The 19753-nt window shown below is 38.2% G+C and carries 15 protein-coding genes, 1 rRNA gene and 1 other annotated feature; of the genes, 2 read left to right on the top strand and 14 right to left on the bottom strand.

Features of this window, described 5'->3' with window-relative positions; genetic code table 11:
* Positions 1-186: 186 nt before the first annotated feature.
* The 4 genes from MY533_RS00555 to MY533_RS00540 all read right to left on the bottom strand — a co-directional run bounded on the left by MY533_RS00555 (position 187) and on the right by MY533_RS00540 (position 4044).
* Positions 187-1488, bottom strand: a complete 1302-nt coding sequence (locus MY533_RS00555) for a transglutaminase domain-containing protein (protein WP_248717634.1) — start codon at positions 1486-1488, stop codon at positions 187-189.
* 105 nt (positions 1489-1593) lie between these two features.
* The gene (locus tag MY533_RS00550) at positions 1594-2751 is read right to left on the bottom strand and encodes a transglutaminase domain-containing protein (protein WP_248717633.1); all 1158 of its coding nucleotides are present in this window, start codon (positions 2749-2751) and stop codon (positions 1594-1596) included.
* Between the two features lie 246 nt (positions 2752-2997).
* The gene (locus MY533_RS00545; RefSeq protein ID WP_004233098.1) at positions 2998-3258 is read right to left on the bottom strand and encodes a metal-sensitive transcriptional regulator; all 261 of its coding nucleotides are present in this window, start codon (positions 3256-3258) and stop codon (positions 2998-3000) included.
* 66 nt (positions 3259-3324) lie between these two features.
* Positions 3325-4044, bottom strand: a complete 720-nt coding sequence (locus tag MY533_RS00540; RefSeq protein ID WP_248717632.1) for a glycosyltransferase family 2 protein — start codon at positions 4042-4044, stop codon at positions 3325-3327.
* A 423-nt stretch (positions 4045-4467) separates the two neighbouring features.
* Between MY533_RS00540 and MY533_RS00535 the strand changes: the two genes are divergently transcribed.
* The gene (locus MY533_RS00535; RefSeq protein ID WP_248717631.1) at positions 4468-6330 is read left to right on the top strand and encodes a tetratricopeptide repeat protein; all 1863 of its coding nucleotides are present in this window, start codon (positions 4468-4470) and stop codon (positions 6328-6330) included.
* A gap of 352 nt (positions 6331-6682) precedes the next feature.
* Here MY533_RS00535 and MY533_RS00530 read toward each other — a convergent pair whose 3' ends face one another.
* From MY533_RS00530 to aceA, 6 genes are all read right to left on the bottom strand, one after another.
* Positions 6683-8053 carry a sensor histidine kinase gene (locus MY533_RS00530; protein WP_248719118.1) on the bottom strand — a complete coding sequence of 457 codons (1371 nt, stop codon included), beginning with the start codon at positions 8051-8053 and terminating at the stop codon, positions 6683-6685.
* A complete protein-coding gene (locus MY533_RS00525; protein WP_248717630.1) occupies positions 8053-8724 on the bottom strand; it encodes a response regulator transcription factor in 672 nt (223 codons plus the stop codon). Before MY533_RS00525 ends, MY533_RS00530 begins: the two co-directional genes overlap by 1 nt.
* Positions 8725-8853: 129 nt before the next feature.
* On the bottom strand, positions 8854-9951 hold the full coding sequence (locus MY533_RS00520; RefSeq protein WP_248717629.1) for a DUF1648 domain-containing protein: 1098 nt from the start codon (positions 9949-9951) through the stop codon (positions 8854-8856).
* A gap of 3 nt (positions 9952-9954) precedes the next feature.
* Positions 9955-10350, bottom strand: a complete 396-nt coding sequence (locus tag MY533_RS00515; RefSeq protein WP_248717628.1) for a GntR family transcriptional regulator — start codon at positions 10348-10350, stop codon at positions 9955-9957.
* A gap of 426 nt (positions 10351-10776) precedes the next feature.
* A complete protein-coding gene (gene aceB, locus MY533_RS00510; RefSeq protein WP_248717627.1) occupies positions 10777-12375 on the bottom strand; it encodes a malate synthase A in 1599 nt (532 codons plus the stop codon).
* 110 nt (positions 12376-12485) lie between these two features.
* On the bottom strand, positions 12486-13769 hold the full coding sequence (gene aceA / locus MY533_RS00505; RefSeq protein WP_132363653.1) for an isocitrate lyase: 1284 nt from the start codon (positions 13767-13769) through the stop codon (positions 12486-12488).
* Between the two features lie 214 nt (positions 13770-13983).
* Here aceA and MY533_RS00500 point away from each other — a divergent pair, with 214 nt between their 5' ends.
* Positions 13984-14655, top strand: a complete 672-nt coding sequence (locus MY533_RS00500) for a LytTR family DNA-binding domain-containing protein (RefSeq protein ID WP_248717626.1) — start codon at positions 13984-13986, stop codon at positions 14653-14655.
* Positions 14656-14793: 138 nt separating this feature from the next.
* Here the strand turns inward: MY533_RS00500 and rrf are convergent.
* The 4 genes from rrf to dusB all read right to left on the bottom strand — a co-directional run bounded on the left by rrf (position 14794) and on the right by dusB (position 19660).
* Positions 14794-14909: ribosomal RNA gene (gene rrf / locus MY533_RS00495) — 5S ribosomal RNA — on the bottom strand.
* A 193-nt stretch (positions 14910-15102) separates the two neighbouring features.
* Positions 15103-15548, bottom strand: a sequence feature (most likely nonfunctional fraction of RNA operon).
* An 888-nt stretch (positions 15549-16436) separates the two neighbouring features.
* Positions 16437-16709, bottom strand: coding sequence for a hypothetical protein (locus MY533_RS00490; RefSeq protein WP_248717625.1), 273 nt, complete (start codon positions 16707-16709; stop codon positions 16437-16439).
* Positions 16710-16932: 223 nt separating this feature from the next.
* Complete coding sequence (lysS, locus tag MY533_RS00485; protein WP_248717624.1) at positions 16933-18435, bottom strand: lysine--tRNA ligase; 1503 nt, start codon at positions 18433-18435, stop codon at positions 16933-16935.
* Between the two features lie 184 nt (positions 18436-18619).
* The gene (gene dusB / locus MY533_RS00480) at positions 18620-19660 is read right to left on the bottom strand and encodes a tRNA dihydrouridine synthase DusB (RefSeq protein WP_248717623.1); all 1041 of its coding nucleotides are present in this window, start codon (positions 19658-19660) and stop codon (positions 18620-18622) included.
* Positions 19661-19753: the final 93 nt, after the last annotated feature.

Here is a 19753-nt window from a genome sequence, read left to right as displayed (position 1 = left end):
ATTTTGTAGCTGCCGCTTCGCTTTCGCTACAGAGCAAAGCTTCCCGGGGCGTCCGCTGAGCCGCTTCACTCGCATTCTCGCTCCAGCATATCATCTGTGACGCTAATCCCCAAGGAGTCGTCCAATCAACCACTTCACATAAAGTGTATCTTCTGGCATGACACTCATATCTTTTTATTGATCAAGTTAAAGCGCCATTTTTTTCAGTTCATTTGTCGTGAAATATAAATAGTTGTCCTGCACAAATAAATCTTTCGTTTCTTCCCTATTTAATACTTTTTCGCCGCTTCCATCCGGGCGAATCTTTGTTAAATACGCTCCTTGTGAATAATTACTAAAATATAGCCAGCCATCTGCATAAACGATGTACTGTGCACGTGATTTAGTGACACGTTTCGATTTACCAGTTTGTAAATCAAGCACGTACAACTTATTATCATCAGCAACATTACTATAAAATATTTGTTGCCCTACTTGTGCAGCGAAATCTACATTATGAAAGTAGCTATACATTGTACTCGTTGCTTTCGGGTAGTCTTTAGCAATCCATGTATGATCCTTTGCCATCGTTCGATCATCCACTAAAAAGTATTGATAGCGAACCGCCCCTTTACGATCAGGCACCGGGTCATTCCATGTTGTATCAAGGTGATACCATTGACCATCCAGCTTTACTAAATTCCAAGCATGTCCTTCCTGTCCGACATAGCCTATGATATATTTCGTTTCTATACCTAGCTTTTGTAACATCGAATGTGCCAACAACGCATAGCCCTGACAAACGCCCCCATGTTCTGCAAGCACTGTATAAGCGCTATGTGGACTTGAATTCGTTTGATCCGTATAGGCGGTGTTGGCGACGATATAATCATTGACAGCCCTAACCTTCTCTACATCACTTAATGATTTCTTATTGATTGAGGCTACAATCTCTTGCACATTCACTTCAACAAATGATGCCTGTTCTGGTGTCATTAAATAACTTTGCTCTCCAAAGATTTTGGCTGTTTTTCTTCCATATTCAAAACGAATTGAATGCTTACTAATATGTCCATATACATAATCATCTCGTTTTATAGCATTTTCATAGGCTTCTTCCACTAACTGTTCAATTCGTTGTGTATCGCCTTTATATTGAATCTCAAACGTAGGTGAAAAACTACTATAGTATGCATACATCGCATCAGCCATTTCCTTTGCATTTGTTACAACTAACTTTGCTTCAGGCTTTTTGGCTACAGGAGCTGTAACGACTCCTCCTTCTGGCTTTTCTTCTATAGGTGTGGCCGTTTCAATGGAGGTATTCTCTGAAAGTTTAGCAGTAACATCTATGATTTTGTCCTTTGTTGAAAGAAGCGCCGTTTCTATTTCATCATTATTTGCCCAAGTTATTACTTGTTGTACAACTGCTTTACCAGCCGTATAAATGGGGTCAATAAAAATAATTAAAATTACAATAATGGCTAATTTTTTCCACAAAATCCTCACCTCCAACCGTTTTCCTGTTTTCATTATATACAAAAAAAGCACAAAGGACTCACTCGGAAGTCCTTTTGTGCTGTCATTTTATAAATAGAAAAGAATATTTGAAGTTTATTTTATTTTAAGCTTCTGTTCTTTGCCATTAACATTATAAACTAAATAATTATCATTAATTCTTAAATCAGAAACTACTTGCTTCACGAGCACCTCAGTTTTTAATGTTTTAAGATTTAATTTTGTTAAGTAGCCACTGTTACTGTAATCACTGAAATATAAAAAGTTATCCGCTCCTGTAATATACAAAGCACGTTTATCAATGACCTTTGTTTTGTTACCACTTGCTAAATCGAGCGTATACAATTTATCTTTGTCTGCCGTATTGCTAAAGTACAGCGTATTATTAACCTGATATGCAAAATGAACATTTTGCATATAGTTATATTTTGTACTTGTTGCAGCAGGATAATTTGATGCTATCCATTTATGATCTTTCTTTAGCTGTGCATCCGTTACTAAAAAATAATCATACGAAGAAGCACCGAAACGATTTGGTAATGGATCATTCCATGTTGTATCTAAATGATACCAGTTACCATCAATCTTCACTAAATTCCATGCATGTGCCTCGTTATTATTAACAGTACCAACAACATATTTTACATCGAATCCAGCTTGTTCTAACATTTTGTAAGCTGTTAACGCGTAGCCCTGACACACAGCTTGTCCTTCCATTAACAATGCATAAGCACTATGAGGACTAGCCTTTGTTTTAGTACCATATGTAGTATTTGACACAATATAATCATTAATCGCTTTTACTTTTTCGAATTCTGTTTTCATTGAAGGCTTAATAATCGTTTTTAATAGTTGATCAACCTTTTTTTGTACAGCCGCTTCTTGCGTTTGGTTTGTCAAATACTTCACTTTAAATGTCACATTACCCATTGAGTCTGCTGAAATAGCCGTACTCTCCATATGACCACTCGCATAGACTGCTTGTTCCTGTGCTTTTTCAAAGGACTTCATAAAATTCTTTTTGAAATCAGTCATTGATCCACTATATGTAATTTTAATTTCAGGAGCGAAATTATTTAATTGCTTTACGATTTCTGTTGTGAATTGATCCCAAGTTGTTACTTTATTATCAGCTACTACATTATAAGCAAACACAGAGGAAGTATTTACTGAGCGAGCGTCTGCATGTTGAGCATAGGCTGCTGTTGGACTTAACATCAGTAATGCTGCTCCGCTTATCAACAATTTCTTCACAATAAATCACCTTCCATTTGTTATATTCTTGTAATTAGAATAACAGAGAAAGGAACTACAATTCTATCGGACAAGTTCACTATCCATGACTTTTAACTAAATGTATAACTCATAATCAATAGGTATAAGTACCTTTAAATAAAATATAAGTATCGAATTAAACTATATTTTTGTAAAAAAATAAAAACTCACCTGTTTTAAAGTGAGTTTTATGATGATTTTTTTATAAGATAGGCTTCCCTTTATTTAACGGCTTTTCACCACTAAATTAACTGCTTCTTGAATAGCTTCATTCATTTTCTCGCCATCACCTTCAGCATTTTGTACACATTCTAAAAGATTCGTACTAACAATAACACCAACTGTACGATCTACTGCTGAGCGTACTGCCGATAATTGAGTAATGACTGCCTTACAGTCCTTTTCTTCTTCCATCATTTTTAAAATTCCACGTAGCTGACCTTCCATCCGTTTCACACGATTTTTCACTTGATCTGAATATTCCATCATCATAGCTCTCCTTCTTTCTATGCTTGCTACGTTCTTGAGTAATTTTTATCCTAGCATATTACTTTACCTATAGTGATTTTCTCTTGGATTTAAATAATTCATAAGCATTTTAGCAATAATTGATCTTGCATTTGTTATTTCATCATACTGGATCACTGTATTTTTCTTTATTCGTAGCTGACCAATCTCTACTTCAAAAATTGGACATTTTCTTTTAATTGCCGCAACCAACATATTAGTGTCGTAGTCATATCGTTCACCTTTTACTTTCATCAGCCACGGAAGCTCTTTTTTAGAAATAAAGCGTAAACCAGTTTGTGTATCCATCAGTTTTCTATGATAAAGGATTTCAAAAAACAAACTTGTTGTTCGATTAGCCCAATATGATAAAAACGTACTGTCCGAGGAATGGAAATTACGTACGCCTAACACAATTCCTTCAGAAAATACCTTTGTCATTGTTAAAACTAGCTTCACATCCTGTAAAGTATGTTGGCTATGAGCACCTACTGTTATAACACCTTGAAACATCCTCCTTTGCTCCATTACATAGGCAAAGGCTGTTTTTAGTGCGCCTCCCTTACCAATATTGTGGTCATGCTCTAGTACTCGACAGCCGTCAATCTTTTGTAATTCTTCAAATACATTTGCATATTTTTGGTCGCTACCATCATTGACAACAATAACTTGACTAATAGTGGTGGCTAATAATTGGTGGACATAGGTTATAAGTGACTGTTGTGGATTATAGGCTGGTATAATGGCTGCAATATTTTTCATCATTTTTATCCCCCGGATAATATGAAACTTTGGCATATGCACTCTCTAATAATCGTTACTGAATTTCAACAAATCTCCTTATAACAAATAGTATCATGTATCGAGGACAATTCAACAATAACGGTATTTTCCCGATATATGAAAAAAGGCTATCATTCGTAGTGTATTGTGATTTCTGCTCCGTTAGCAACCGCAACTGCACGATATTGGTCCAAGGGCGTTATCTAGGAGTGATGTAGCCTTCGTTCCTCTATCGCTAATCCTCAAAAGTTCACCCAGTCGGAACAGAAATCAACTAATAACAAATTAAATATCCAAATTTTTAGTGAAGAGCATACAAAGAAGAATTTTATGAAATAGGTGATTGCTATCGTTGTACAATATAAAATTGTCCAAGATCAATGTAAGAAGTTAAAGGCTTTGTGCATGGTGAAATTGGCTGAAAATTTACAGGAGGCTAGCTCGCTCGCCATTGCAAAGCCAGCTCTATCCCTTCAAAAATCACTCCTAGTACTGGAGGAAGTTTTATATGAACTTTATAAGCTGGAAATGCATACTGAACCAAAGCTAAAAAATAGACGATCATTACTCAATAATCGTAGCTTTGTTGCAAAAATTCATCCACGCCGCATTTATTTATTAATGAATCTTGTAAGCAAAATGACTTCTAGTAATAGAAGTGAAGTTGTGGAGGCAAAGGCGGCAAAAATTGTTCTTGATTATATAAGTGATATTGTCGAATGGTTTATCGAACGCTATGACCGTACCTTCAAGGAAAAGTTGATGCGGCAAAGCTCCCGCTTTGAAGATATAACCTCAGCTTTTGATATAAATACGCTACTTCAAGATGACCAATCAACCGAGGCCTATAAAACAGCTGCAGACTGGTTTGAGCTTGCCGCAAAACAAGGGAATGCTAGTGCTCAATATAATTTAGGCGCTCTTTATAATCAAGGGCGTGGTGTAAAGAAAGATTATGCAGTAGCAAAAATGTGGTATGAACGTGCTGCTGCGCAAAATGATGCAAACGCACTTTATAGCTTAGGTGTGCTCTATCATTTAGGTCATGGTGTTATGCAAAATTATGAAGAAGCCGCTCACTATTATAAAGCGGCTGCAGATTTAGATAATGCAGATGCGCAGTACAATCTAGGAGTCCTATACAATCAAGGACTCGGTATGCCACTAAACTTTTCCAAGGCAGCAAAATGGTACATGCTAGCAGCCAATTCAGGAAATACAAGCGCTCAAAATAATCTTGGATTCCTTTATCACAATGGGACTGGTGTCGAGCAAAGCTATGAGGAAGCTATAACCTATTTTGAAATGGCTGCATTAGCAGGTGATGCTAGTGCTCAATATAATCTTGGCTATATGTACCTTAAAGGTCGTGGCATCTCGCAAAATTTTGAAGAAGCTGCGCAATGGTTCCATTTAGCTGCACTTCAAGACCATACAAATGCAGAATTTCAATTAGCTATGCTATATAACACTGGACAAGGTATTCCTTATGATCGCCTAGAGGCTATAAAATGGTTTAAGCTTGCAGCACATAAAGGACACTTGAATGCCCAATACTGTCTCGGTGTGCTCTATGTTAAAGAAAACGATATAACTTTAGCTAAAAAGTGGTTACAGCTAGCCGCTAGCAACGGACATATAAGTGCGGGCTTTGAGCTTGGACGTATTTATATATACCACCTTCAGCAACCAGAGGAAGCTCTCCCTTACTTCAAAGCGGCTGCTGAAAAGGGGTATGCTGATGCTCAGTACGAGCTAGGGTTATTATATGAAGCTGAATTGAATTATGACGAAGCAGTAAAATGGTGGAGGGCCGCTACTGATCAATCCCATATTCAGTCTGAATATCAATTAGGGTTATTATATGAGCACGGATTAGGGGTCGAGCAGGACCTAGAGGAGGCACGACGCTGCTATCGACTCGCTGCAACCCAAGGACATGCCGGTGCTCAATATCAGCTCGGTAATTTATTTGATAAGGGTAAAGGTGTCGAACAGGATTATACGGAGGCTGCGAAATGGATTGAACAAGCTGCCGCTAAGGGACATGCCAAAGCACAATATCAATTGGCTCAAATGCACAGTCATGGGCAAGGGGTACCAAAGGATTTTGCGAAGGCTGCCCAGCTGTATCGACTCGCTGCCAATCAAGGGCATCAAAAAGCACAATTCCAGCTTGGTATGTTTTACAAAAAAGGACACGGTGTTGCACAGGATTATACGGAGGCAACAAAATGGCTTAAGAAGTCCCTTGAAAATATTAAATAAAGGACTCAGCTTAACGTAGGGTTAATTTCCGTATAACGAGCCAAACAAAGCTGTTGTTCATAAAAAATACCGTGTCACTCTTATTAAAGATGATGACGCGGTATATTATTTAGTTCTTCTTTTCTTCTTTTTAATCTACCATAAATATTACAACGTTGAATAAAGCTAATGAAAATCATTGTAAATGCTCTGCTATGGATTCAAATTGTAGAACCACATGCCTAGCGTTAAGGCAAAAATCGCAGCAAGACGAATAAGGCGTATACTCCATTTTTGATCCAAACGATACCCTAAGCTGTTCAACTTATTTAGCAGTTTATCTTGTGAACATAAACTTTACAGGAACTCCTCATTACAGTTTAGGTAAGTGGACACGCACCTTCGTACCGGAATTTATAACACTGTCCATATGAACCGTTCCTCCATGTAACGCAGCAATTTGCTTCACGATGGCTAGTCCAAGCCCAGTACCTTGCTTTGTTCTGGACGCATCTACTCGATAAAAGCGATCAAATACCTTTTGTAGCTGCTCGGCAGTCATTCCTATGCCGCTATCCTCAATAAGCACTTCAACTGAGGTTGAGGATTGTTGTATGTGAATATGAATTTCTCCACCTTCGACATTGTATTTAATGGCATTTGTCAATAAATTATCCCACACATTTTGTAATAACCCCGCATCGCCATCATATGTTACTGGTTCAAGCTGATACGATAATTGTACATTAGCGTCTTCAAGCTGCCAGCGATATTTTCTTATGGTTTCCTTTAATTGCTCATCTAAACGATAAGGCTCACACTTTAACAGCCTTGTAGATTGATCGAGTGATGTTAGTAATAGTAATTGCTTCGTTAATGTCGACATACGCTTCGTTTCTAGCTCAATAATCGTTGTATATTCCTGCCTCTCCTTGTCGGTCAGCAAGGGATTCTTTAGTAAATCTACATAGCCTTGAATATTCAACAATGGTGACTGAAAATCATGTGATACATTACTGATAAATTCTTTACGTATTCGATCATTTTCCTGTAATTTTTCTGTCATGACATTAAAGCTAACCGCTAATTGTCCAATCTCATCTGCTCGATCTATATCCAGTAGCGTATCGAATTTTTCATGTGCAAGCTGATGTGTTGCCTCTGTTAGTTTTGTAATAGGGCGAATTAGAGCCTTCGCAAAAAGTAGCATTGCCAATAGACTAAGTACTGTCATCGTAAGCATAAGTCCACCAAGTATCGTATGCACTTCAGAGAACAACAAGCGAATATCAGGTCTAATGAACAGCGCATACTGCTTATTTTCATAAGTAAACGGCACACCTATCGTATTAATTAACTCATTCGCAAAAAAGCCTGTCACAAAAGTCTCTTTTGGAAAATCGCGCATACCATGATAAATTTCCCCGTTTAAAACACGCTTGACTGTATTTGATGGTAATGTTTTATCACGATACTCACCGCCGAAGAAATGCCCTTCGCCATCAGTTGTTACATAAATTTGATAGCCTATTTCACCAAGAGTCGTTAAATAATTATCTAAATCATTAGGCTTTGAAGACTCAATGTATTTTGCAATTTCCTGCGCAATTTTCACATTTTTAGCATCGTTTTTTTCCTTCACAACTTGATGATAATACGTATTTGTCGCTAAAAAGCCGATACATAAGCTGCCAATCATAACGACCATCGTCGTGACAACAAATCTACTATATAACGTTTTTATCATGTGCTAACCTCAAGCTTATAGCCAACACCACGCACTGTTGTAATCTCAACATCTGATTTATAACGATGAAGACGTTCACGAATCCGCTTCACATGTGTATTTAAAGTCTGCTCATCTCCATCGTAATCATAGCCCCACACCTGCTCCATAATAAAGCTACGTGTAAACACCTGATTCGGGCGAGATGCTAGTAATGCCAATAATTCAAATTCCTTTAAAGGTAGAACAAGTGTATCTTCCCCAATAACAACCTCAAAGCTTCGACGATCAATAACGAGTCTACCCACCTGGATGGTTACCTGATTTTTCTTATCGAATCTACGCAATATCGCGGCTATGCGAAACAGCAATTCTTTAGGTTCAAAAGGCTTTACAACATAGTCGTCTGAGCCTGCCAAAAACCCTCGTTCTTTGTCCTCAAGCTCGCCTTTTGCTGTTAATAACAATACGGGGATATCGTACTCCTGGCTCAAGGTCTCGGTTAATGTAAAACCATCCATTCCTGGCATCATAACATCTACAATTGCCAAATCAGGCAAGTTTCCTTCAAGTAGTTTAAGAGCCTGGTGTCCGTTTTCCGCCTGTATCACCTGATAGCCCTCTCTTGTCAGATAAATATTTACTAGCTGTAAAATATGTACATCATCATCTACAACAAGAATTTTCATTCAGGTCAACCTCCATCCAACTTGTTTCTGGTACACTATTTTAACAAAAAATCCGCCGAAAAAAGTTAAAGTCTCCGGCGGATGTCACAAAATTATGCCGAGGCATAATTGATAACTTCATTTTTCATATTATAACGAAAAGAAAGAAATAAACAGCAATATAAGTAATGGCAAACCAATTACGATATAGCCACGTGGATTTGCAAAATTCATCGTCCAACCGACCCCAAAGCGTTTCTCTACAAAAACGGAAGGATCTTGACGATTCGCATAAATTAATCCACCCTTCCAATAGCGATCCTCATCAACATCCATTACTTCTGAAACGACATTGTCTCCATAGCTCACCCTCAGCTTGCGTTTCTTCCAGGCATAAACGAGGACTAAGCCAAGAACAAGCAATAAGAACAAAATAAATACCGGTAGTAGACTTTTTGCTGTAGCCATTGAAGGGTAGATGTTGCTTAGCTGTAATACTGTAAATAATATTGTAAAGGCATAGCTTAATAACATAATGCTCCAACTCATATACTTTCGGCTTTTTAACTGCTCTTCCAATGATTCTTCCTTACGGTTAACAGCCAACTTGATTGCTGAATGCTTTATAGAATCTACAGTTCCCCACATCATACATTGTAGCATCAACATAACAAGTGGCAGTGAAATAACAGTAAAATAAGTTTTGCTTCTCCAAGAATCCGCTTCACCGCTAGGTCCCCAGTGTACAGCAATGTGATCTGGTATTTGATCATAATGGCGGAATGTAAAGATAATTAGAAGTGCTGTAACGCCAAAAGGGATTACATAAAATGGCCATGGAAGCATTTCATCACGACTACGTGCCGTTAAGTCAACAGCACGAACTTGTTTTATAGTTAAGCCCCATTGCCCTTCCTTTTTAAGTTTTAAAATTTTTTGATGGTTTATCCAATATAATGTCATACTGACTGCAAGCATTGCAAATAAGCAGCCAAGCAGTAAAATACTTTGCATAGCCTCAAATTGTGCAAAGTAATAATAGCTAAAAATCATTATCATTAATAATAGGACACCAGAAATTCCAACGATTTGAGCATAATGCTTTTTCATATTACGTAATGCGGGATGCTTTACATTTTGTTCAGGTACAGTAACGCCAAAAATGATTGTCTCTCGTACTATATATGGAACAAATACTTGTAGAGCTAATGTAAAGAGGTAGACGGTTAAGAAAACGAAAAGTAGCATGTGCTACACCCCTTCTGCAGGTATTTGCAAATCAGAAAATACCTTTTTTATCATGTGCTCGATTTGTTCAGCTGTTGCGCCGAGCACCATCCCTTCTACCACAACAGGCTTTAGGCTTTTTTCAATTTGTTGAAATTGTTCAGCAGTTAATGCTCGCTCCTCTGTTGAACGAATAATAGCACCTGATTTGGCTCTTATAGTAATGATCCCCTTTTCCTCCAGCTCATGATAGCTTTTATTAACTGTGTGCATATTGACGCCCAGATCAGCCGCTAAACTACGTACAGATGGTAGGGTATCTCCTGGCTTCATTTCTCCTCTTGCAATACCTTCAATAATTTGCCGTGTTACCTGTTCATAGATTGGTACTTCAGATTGTGGCTCTATTTGAATAAACATTCATATCATCTCCAAAGTTGTTATATAGCTAATATAACAAATAATCATTTTTTGTCCATTTAAAAATGAGAACAGTTGATTTTTATATTCAATATGAACAATCGAAAAAAGGAGATATCCCTGATTAATTCGGGAAATCCCCTTTCAACTATCGCAAATGCATCATAAATTTCATCAACAAAAAAATGCCTTACAAGCTCCCCATCTAAGCTCGTAAGACATCCTTCACCTATTTAAATCTCTTTTTATAATAGACCCCTTTTTTGTAACCGTGTTCATTTAGTAAGGAACAAGGGAACAGACCCCGTCCGTTACACTAGTGGAATATGGTGGACTCCATTCGAGTTTAGTCCACAACAATTTAGGGAAGTTTGGATATGTTCGTTTCGTAGATTCGTATTTCAAATCAATTATGCTAAAAGCAAGTTAAGCTAATTTTTCGTAGCCTGGAAGCGTCAAGAATTCCACAAATTCATCTTGTTCAATTAAAGATTTAAACAGCTCAGCAGCTTCTCCATAGCGTCCGCTGTTATAGGCTTGTTCCCCAACAGCCTCTTTAATTTTTACAAGCTCTTCCTCCAAGATATCTAGTACAAAGGCCAATGTAATACCACGGCCATCATCTAAAACACCTTTTGGATGACGAATCCATTGCCATACTTGTGTACGAGAAATTTCTGCAGTTGCAGCATCCTCCATTAAGTTGTTAATCGGTGCAGCTCCGTTGCCTCGTAACCAAGAAGCAATGTACTGAACCCCTACACTACAGTTAATACGAAGACCTTCAAGTGTAATTGTACCTTCTGGCACAGCTACTAAATCTTCCGCTGTAACATTTACATCCTCACGCTTTTTATGGATTTGGTTTGGTGTCGTCATAATCGCATCAAACTGTTCCATAGCCGTTGCAACCATACCCGGATGCGCTACCCAAGTTCCATCATGGCCATCTGTTGCCTCACGACGTTTATCTTCTGCAACCTTTGCAAACGCTACAGCATTCGCGTCGTCATCTCCTTTAACAGGGATTTGCGCTGCCATACCGCCCATCGCAGGAGCATTACGTTTATGACATGTTTGAATACATAATGACGTATAGGCCTTCATGAATGGTACAGTCATTGTCACTTGCCCACGGTCCGGTAAAATTACACCAGGCTGATTGCGCAGACGTTTGATATAACTGAAAATGTAATCCCAACGCCCACAATTCAGACCAGCTGAATGTTCGCGTAATTCATATAAAATTTCATCCATTTCAAATGCTGCTAAAATTGTTTCGATTAATACAGTAGCCTTAATTGTCCCTTGTGGAATTCCGATATAATCTTGTGCAAACACAAAGACATCATTCCATAAGCGAGCCTCCAAATGGCTTTCAAGCTTTGGTAGGTAGAAATAAGGTCCTGTACCTTGTGCCAATGCATTTTTAGCATTGTGGAATAAATACAGACCGAAATCAAAGAAGCTACCAGAGATCGGTTCACCATCTACTAGTACATGCTTTTCAAGTAAATGAAGACCACGTGGACGAACTAATAACACAGCTGTGTTTTCGTTTAATTTATACGTTTTACCATTAGATGCTTGTGTAAATTCAATTGTCTTATTAATAGCATCACGCATATTAATTTGACCGCCAATCATGTTTTCCCATGTCGGGGCAGATGCATCCTCGAAGCAAGCCATAAACATTTTTGCACCAGAGTTTAATGCATTAATAACCATCTTACGGTCAACAGGACCTGTAATTTCTACACGACGGTCTTGCAAATCTGCTGGAAGTGATGCAATTGTCCAATCTCCCTCACGGATCTTCTTTGTTTCTGGTAAGAAGTCGAGTTTCTCACCTGCATCAAGACGCTTTTGACGTTCTTGACGAGCCTCTAACAGCTCTTTTCGACGAGCATCAAATTTTTCGTGCAGGGCAAGAACAAACTCAATGGCTTCTGGTGTTAAAATTTCTTTTGTCTGCTCGTTTTGTTCCCCAACAATTTTAAGCTTACCTGTTGTTGCTTGTTCCATCAGTTATTTCCCCCACCTTTGCGAATTTAAGTAGTCATCCCCCGCTTTAGGAGGTGCGGAGGAGACTAATCTATGATTATGAATTTAGGAATACGCGTACTTTGTGAAACTTAAACGAATTGTTCTGTCTCTGTAGAACCAGCCATCGCTGTTGTAGAAGAAGTACCGCCAGAGATAACTTGAGATACATCATCAAAGTAACCAGTACCCACTTCACGTTGGTGACGTGTAGCTGTGTAGCCTTTTGATTCTGATGCAAACTCAGCTTGTTGTAACTTAGAGTATGCAGCCATACCATTATCTTTATAATCATGTGCAAGCTCAAACATAGAGTGGTTTAATGCGTGGAAACCAGCTAATGTTACGAATTGGAATTTGTAACCTAATTTACCTAGCTCGCGTTGATATTCTGCGATTTCTTCTTCTGATAAATTTGCTTTCCAGTTGAAAGAAGGTGAGCAGTTGTATGCTAGTAATTTACCTGGGAATTCAGCATGAATAGCTGCCGCAAATTCACGAGCTTCCTCAAGAGATGGTTTAGACGTTTCACACCAAATCAAGTCTGCATATGGCGCGTAAGCTAAACCACGAGCAATCGCTTGTTTGATGCCTGGTTTTGTACGGAAGAAGCCTTCTGGAGTACGTTCACCCGTAATAAACTCAGCATCACGCGGATCGATATCAGATGTTACCATATCAGCAGCATCAGCATCTGTACGTGCGATTAAAATCGTATCAACGCCCATTACGTCTGTTGCAAGACGAGCAGCGATTAAGTTACGAACAGCATTTTGGGTTGGAAGTAACACTTTACCACCTAAGTGACCGCACTTTTTCTCAGAAGCTAATTGGTCTTCTAAGTGAACACCAGCGGCTCCAGCTTCAATCATTCCTTTTACAAGCTCAAATACGTTTAGAGGACCACCGAAGCCAGCCTCAGCATCTGCTACGATTGGAGCGAACCAATCAAATTGATCTACACGTCCTTCAGCATGATCGATTTGGTCTGCACGTTGTAAAGCTTGGTTAATACGCTTCACTACTGCTGGAACAGAGTTTGCTGGATATAAGGATTGATCAGGGTACATTTGACCTGAAAGGTTAGCATCAGCAGCGACTTGCCAGCCCGATAAGTAGATTGCTTTTAATCCTGCTTTTACTTGCTGTACAGCTTGATTACCAGTCAATGCACCTAATGCATTAATGAACGGTTCTTCTTGTAAAGACTTCCAAAGTCGAGCCGCACCTTTAGTTGCTAAAGTTTGTTCAAGTACTACAGAGCCCTGTAGCTTAATAACCTCTTCAGCTGAATATGTGCGTTCAATACCTGCCCAACGAGGGTTCTCTGCCCATTGTTTTTCTAATGCTTGGATTTTTTCTTGACGTGTTGACATATTGAAATTCCACCTTCCCCTTTGTATACAATATACTCTGTTAAAAAACTTTCAATCATCTGTTCCACAACAGGTTTATTTGTTATAAATTAATATATAACAGTACATCTGAATTTTCATTATTTTTAGATAAAATACCAAATTTTAATGATAAAACCGCTTTTTCGGGCGACGAAATTTGGTAAACTGTTTACAAACAAGGGGGATATTCACAATGAAAAATGAGTTTAATTCTTTGTCAAAAGATATATCGCAACAGTTTATTTCAATGTTAAAAGACTGGGTTCCAGCCAATTCATCCATTGCAATTGCTGCTGAAAACTCCTATATCTATTTTCATTCTGGACATCAAAACATTAACTTGGAAATAGGTCAACAAGTACAGTCTGGTAGCATTGCCGAGCAAGTACTACGCACAAGGAAACGAACAGATGCCGTTTTAGATAATTCCTTATTCGAAACACCCTATTATGGAATAGGTTATCCTATAAACATATTAGATGAGCCTGCTGCTCTTGTTGTAGTTTTACCTTCAACCTTTACCGAAAAGAAATTAGAGCCCTTTCAATTTTTAACTGGAAAGCAAGAAGAGGAATGGAATCCTGTTGCAATAGAAAAAATCTCTCATATTGAAAGCCTGCAGAAAAAAACGTGGTTTTATGTAGAGGGGGAACAATTTAAAACAAGTATTACTCTTAAAGAACTTCAAATGCGTCTACCGTCATCTTTTATTCGCATTCACAGGTCTTATATTGTTAATATTCATTTCATAAAAAAAATAGCTCGTGATCTTACTTCTAATTTTGTTGTCACTCTAAAGGATGGCAGTGAACTACCCATTAGCCAATCTTATTTAAATAATCTTCGAAACTCCCTTGAATTTTAGATTTTGCCTTGCGTAATTGTTATTGCTGTCGCACAGAGAACATTGCTGATTGAAGAAAAAAGGCTGTCCTATACATTTATTGTATAAGGCAGCCTAAAAAAATAAAAAAGCCTGAGAAAAAATCTCAGACTTTACATTGCCTAGCGACGTCCTACTCTCACAGGGGGAAGCCCCCAACTACCATCGGCGCTAAAGAGCTTAACTTCCGTGTTCGGTATGGGAACGGGTGTGACCTCTTTGCCATCATCACTAGACTATTTTCGGCTTTCAATATACATCGTATTTCTTCGTCAGCTTCTGTCGTTCAGTCAGTCACGTACTTGAGTACGCTCCTTCCTTCTCTCCATCGCTTCCTCGAACTACTCGTATCTTGAAACCCTTGAAAGATTATTCTTTCAAAACTGGATAAACGGTGCATTGAATGTTTCAAACATTTTGGTTAAGTCCTCGATCGATTAGTATTCGTCAGCTCCATGTGTCACCACACTTCCACCTCGAACCTATCTACCTCATCGTCTTTGAGGGATCTTACTTACTTGCGTAATGGGAAATCTCATCTTGAGGGGGGCTTCATGCTTAGATGCTTTCAGCACTTATCCCGTCCACACATAGCTACCCAGGCCGATCACCCTCTCAGGTCGGCTACGCATCGTCGCCTTGGTGAGCCGTTACCTCACCAACTAGCTAATGCGCCGCGGGCCCATCTTATAGCGACAGCCGAAACCGTCTTTCAGTATTTCACCATGAAGTGAAATAGATTATTCGGTATTAGCCCCGGTTTCCCGGAGTTATCCCAAACTATAAGGTAGGTTGCCCACGTGTTACTCACCCGTCCGCCGCTAACGTCAAAGGAGCAAGCTCCTTTTCTGTTCGCTCGACTTGCATGTATTAGGCACGCCGCCAGCGTTCGTCCTGAGCCAGGATCAAACTCTCCATAAAAAGAAATTTGATTAGCTCAAATTGTTTTGCTGGCATCATGTTTGATGTCCAAAATTTTGTTTCGTTCACTAACTCAAGGTTAGTTACTAAAAACTTTATTGATTACGTTTTGCTTGTTCAGTTTTCAAGGTTCATATCGTTGTTGTTTTGTTTCAACAACTTTTATAGTATAACATTTCTTGTTTTTGTTGTCAACTCTTTTTCAGAAGTTTTTAATGCCTCTTTCAAAAGCAACAACTCTTATATAATATCACTCTACGTTTTCAATGTCAACATCTTTATTTAATGTTTTTTTGAATACGTTTCGTTTTCTTACGTCGTCTTAACGACAAGTAATAATTTATCACGAATCCAATGAAACCACAAGCGTTTTTTACTATAAAATTATCTTTTTTGATAAATATAGAATTAGTGAGCTATTTTATGCTTTTTCGAGCACTAAATAATTCTAATAATCTTCTAGCTATCTCTTTATTTGTTTTACTATACATCTCTTTCTCATAAATCTCAATAAAATCAATTATGCTTCGGCATATGAAATCCTCCAGAGACTTTAACTTACATTAAGAAGAGTATCTATATTAGTAAGGATCCCTTCTAAAGCTTCCTTTGGTAAAGCATCAAAGATATCAAATACACATCGGAACGCACCATCGTCCTAGTGAATACTCAACTATGAAAAAAGGAGTCAAGGTGGTTCTCCTGCCCCTCTTGACTCCTACTTATTCATATTTGTTACTTATAACTTTATTGTTCTGCCACAAAAACCAGTTGTAGCTGCGCTTCGTTTTCACTAATAAAATAAAACAATTGTTGAAAGAAGTTAAACTTAAATCTAAAAATCAACTATTTTGTTTATCAGCTACATCTAGGCACCAATTGAAATTATCCCACGCAGAGTACCAGCCACTGAAAATTTCAGAGGAATCATCCCAACGGACATCGAATTTCTTCTGACCGTCTATATCCACTAAATATAAAGTAAGCGTTGGATCTGCCTTAGAAACCGCCAATTTCATACCATGCTCAAGCTCTTCCTCAGTTAACATAACATCTGAAACTGAGCGTACTTGTGCCTGTTCAAATACTTGTTTGTTAAAGATTTTATAATTCATTATAAGCCTCCAATAAAACTTTTGATAATGTCTATTTCTATTTAATCCGCAAATTATAGAACTCTAAAAGTATACCTTAAATTCATTCATCATTTAAATACTCTACTTAATTCTTTTAAACTTTTAAATATTGACTATTTCATTGCAGAAGATGCAAAACAGGAGTCTTAGTGCTTGTTCTGCACCTCGACTCCTGCTTATTCAAGATAACCTTTTAAAACTATTACTTAGTAGTATGACGCATTGTTGGGAATAATAATACGTCGCGAATTGATGGCGAATTTGTAAGAAGCATGATTAAACGGTCGATACCAATTCCTAACCCACCTGTTGGAGGCATACCGTATTCTAATGCTTCAATGAAATCATTATCCATTTCGTGTGCTTCATCATTACCAGCTGCTTTTTCAGCTAGCTGAGCTTCAAAGCGCTCACGTTGGTCAATTGGATCATTTAGTTCTGTAAAGGCATTTGCATGCTCACGACGAACGATAAATAGTTCGAAACGGTCTGTGAAACGCTCGTCCTCTGGGTTTTTCTTTGCTAGAGGTGAGATTTCTACTGGATGACCATAAACAAATGTAGGCTGAACAAGAGTCTCTTCAATTTTTTGCTCGAAGAACTCGTTAATAATATGCCCTACCTCATGTGTTTCTTTAACTTCTACTCCATGTTCTTTAGCAAGCGCTTGAGCTTGTTCCTTAGTCATTGGTTGCCAGAAGTCTACACCTGTAGCTTCTTTTACTGCATCTACCATATGAACTCGTTTCCAGCCTACAGCAAGATTAATTTCATCTTCACCGTATTGAACTGTAGTAGTACCTAAAACCTCTTGAGCTACATGAGCAATAAGGTTTTCAGTTAGAGACATAATATCTTTGTAATCCGCATAAGCTTCATACAGCTCTATCATTGTGAATTCAGGATTGTGGCGTGTTGAAATCCCTTCATTTCGGAAAACACGACCAATTTCGTATACTTTCTCTAGTCCACCAACAATCAGACGTTTCAAATGTAGTTCGATTGCAATACGCATATATAATTCCATATCAAGTGCATTATGGTGTGTAATAAACGGACGAGCCGCTGCACCACCAGCAATTGTATGAAGCATTGGTGTTTCTACTTCTAAGTATCCTGCATTATCTAAATAATTGCGAATGGCACGGATAATTTTAGAACGTGTAATGAATGTTGTTTTACTATCTTCATTCGTCATTAAATCTAAATAACGTTGACGATAACGTTGCTCAACATCTTGTAAGCCATGGAATTTTTCTGGCATAGGGCGTAGAGCTTTTGATAGGAATGTGAATTCTTCAGCTTTGACTGAAAGCTCTCCTACTTGTGTTCGGAATACATTACCACGAATACCTACGATATCACCTAGGTCAGCTTGTTTAAATAATTCGTATGCTTCTTCGCCAACATGATCCTGACGAACGTAAATTTGAATTTGGCCACCTAAATCTTGCATATGCGCAAAGCCAGCTTTTCCTTTACCGCGTTTCGTCATAATACGACCCGCAATAATTACCTCTTGTAGGTTTTCTTCTAGCTGCTCTTTTGTTTGATCTGCAAATTGTTCACGCACTTCTGTTGATAAATGCGTACGTTCAAAACGACTACCAAATGGATCTTGACCATTTTCTCGAATAGTCGTCATTTTTTGGCGTCTCACCAAAAGCTGATCATTTAATTCTTCTATGTTTGACACTTGTTTCACTCCTTATTAAATTGTCCGCGTTGCGTTTACGTCCATAATATTTCTATTGTACACAATTTTATTGTTGTAATCATCTGTTTCGGTTTAATTTCCATAAGAGAAAAAATGATTAATAATTCTAAAAATTGATGTTAGCAGAAAAATAGACGTCTCAAAACGAACAGAGAGACGTCTATTTAATATATTAAAGAATTAATTCTTTTGCTTCTGGTACTATTAATTTAGATTCAAGCTCTTCATAGTCTTGTACGATTCCATTTAATAGCGCACGAAGCTCTACCGCAGTCTCTGTTTGGTTAATCGCTTTACGCGCTTTACCATTACCACGAATACCTTTTAAATACCATGAAGCATGCTTACGCATTTCACGTACCGCCACACCTTCTCCTTTTAATTGCATAAGGCGTTCAAAGTGTAGCAAGCACACATCAATTTTTTCGCGTACACTTGGCTCTTCCTTTAACTCGCCAGTTTCAAGGTATTGCACTGTACGATAAATCATCCATGGATTGCCTAGCGCAGCTCGTCCAATCATTACTGCATCCACCCCAGTAGTATCAAGCATACGTTTTGCATCTTGAGGAGTTTCTACATCGCCATTACCAAGCACAGGGATTTTTACATTTTCCTTCACTTGACGAATGAAATCCCAATTTGCTTTTCCTTCGTACATTTGTACACGTGTACGTCCATGAACAGCTACCGCTGAAGCACCGGCACGTTCGGCAGCTTGTGCGTTCTCTACAGCAAAGATATGCTCGTCATCCCAACCAATACGCATTTTCACGCTGACAGGTTTTTTTACCGCATCTACAACAGCCGCTACCATTTCATATAATTTATTCGGATCTAAAAGTAAACGGGCGCCCGCTTCACATTTAATAATTTTATTAACTGGGCAACCCATATTAATATCGATGATATCGGCAGTTGTGTTTTCATCTACATACTTAGCCGCTTCCACTAGCGTTGCTTTATCACCACCAAAAATTTGCAATGAAAGTGGATTTTCACGTTCATCGATATAAAGCATGCCTAGTGTTTTTTCGTTCTTCTGGACAATCCCTTTATCACTAATCATTTCTGCATATACTAGCCCTGCTCCGAACTCCTTAACCGTTAAACGGAAAGCAGAGTTACAGATTCCTGCCATTGGTGCTAATACAACACGGTTGTCCATGACTATATCGCCAATTTGAAACGGCTTCTCAGTTGTCTGACTCAACGCTGTTTTCCTCCTTCTATAGGTTTTCACCTATTCCATATATATCAATTGTTAATGCTACTCAAATCAATTATGCCTCAGCATGATGGTATC

Source organism: Lysinibacillus sp. Ag94 (assembly GCF_023242215.1).
Classification (GTDB): domain Bacteria; phylum Bacillota; class Bacilli; order Bacillales_A; family Planococcaceae; genus Lysinibacillus.
Note: the sequence above shows the minus strand (reverse complement) of the source record. Positions and strands in the feature narration are given on the sequence as shown.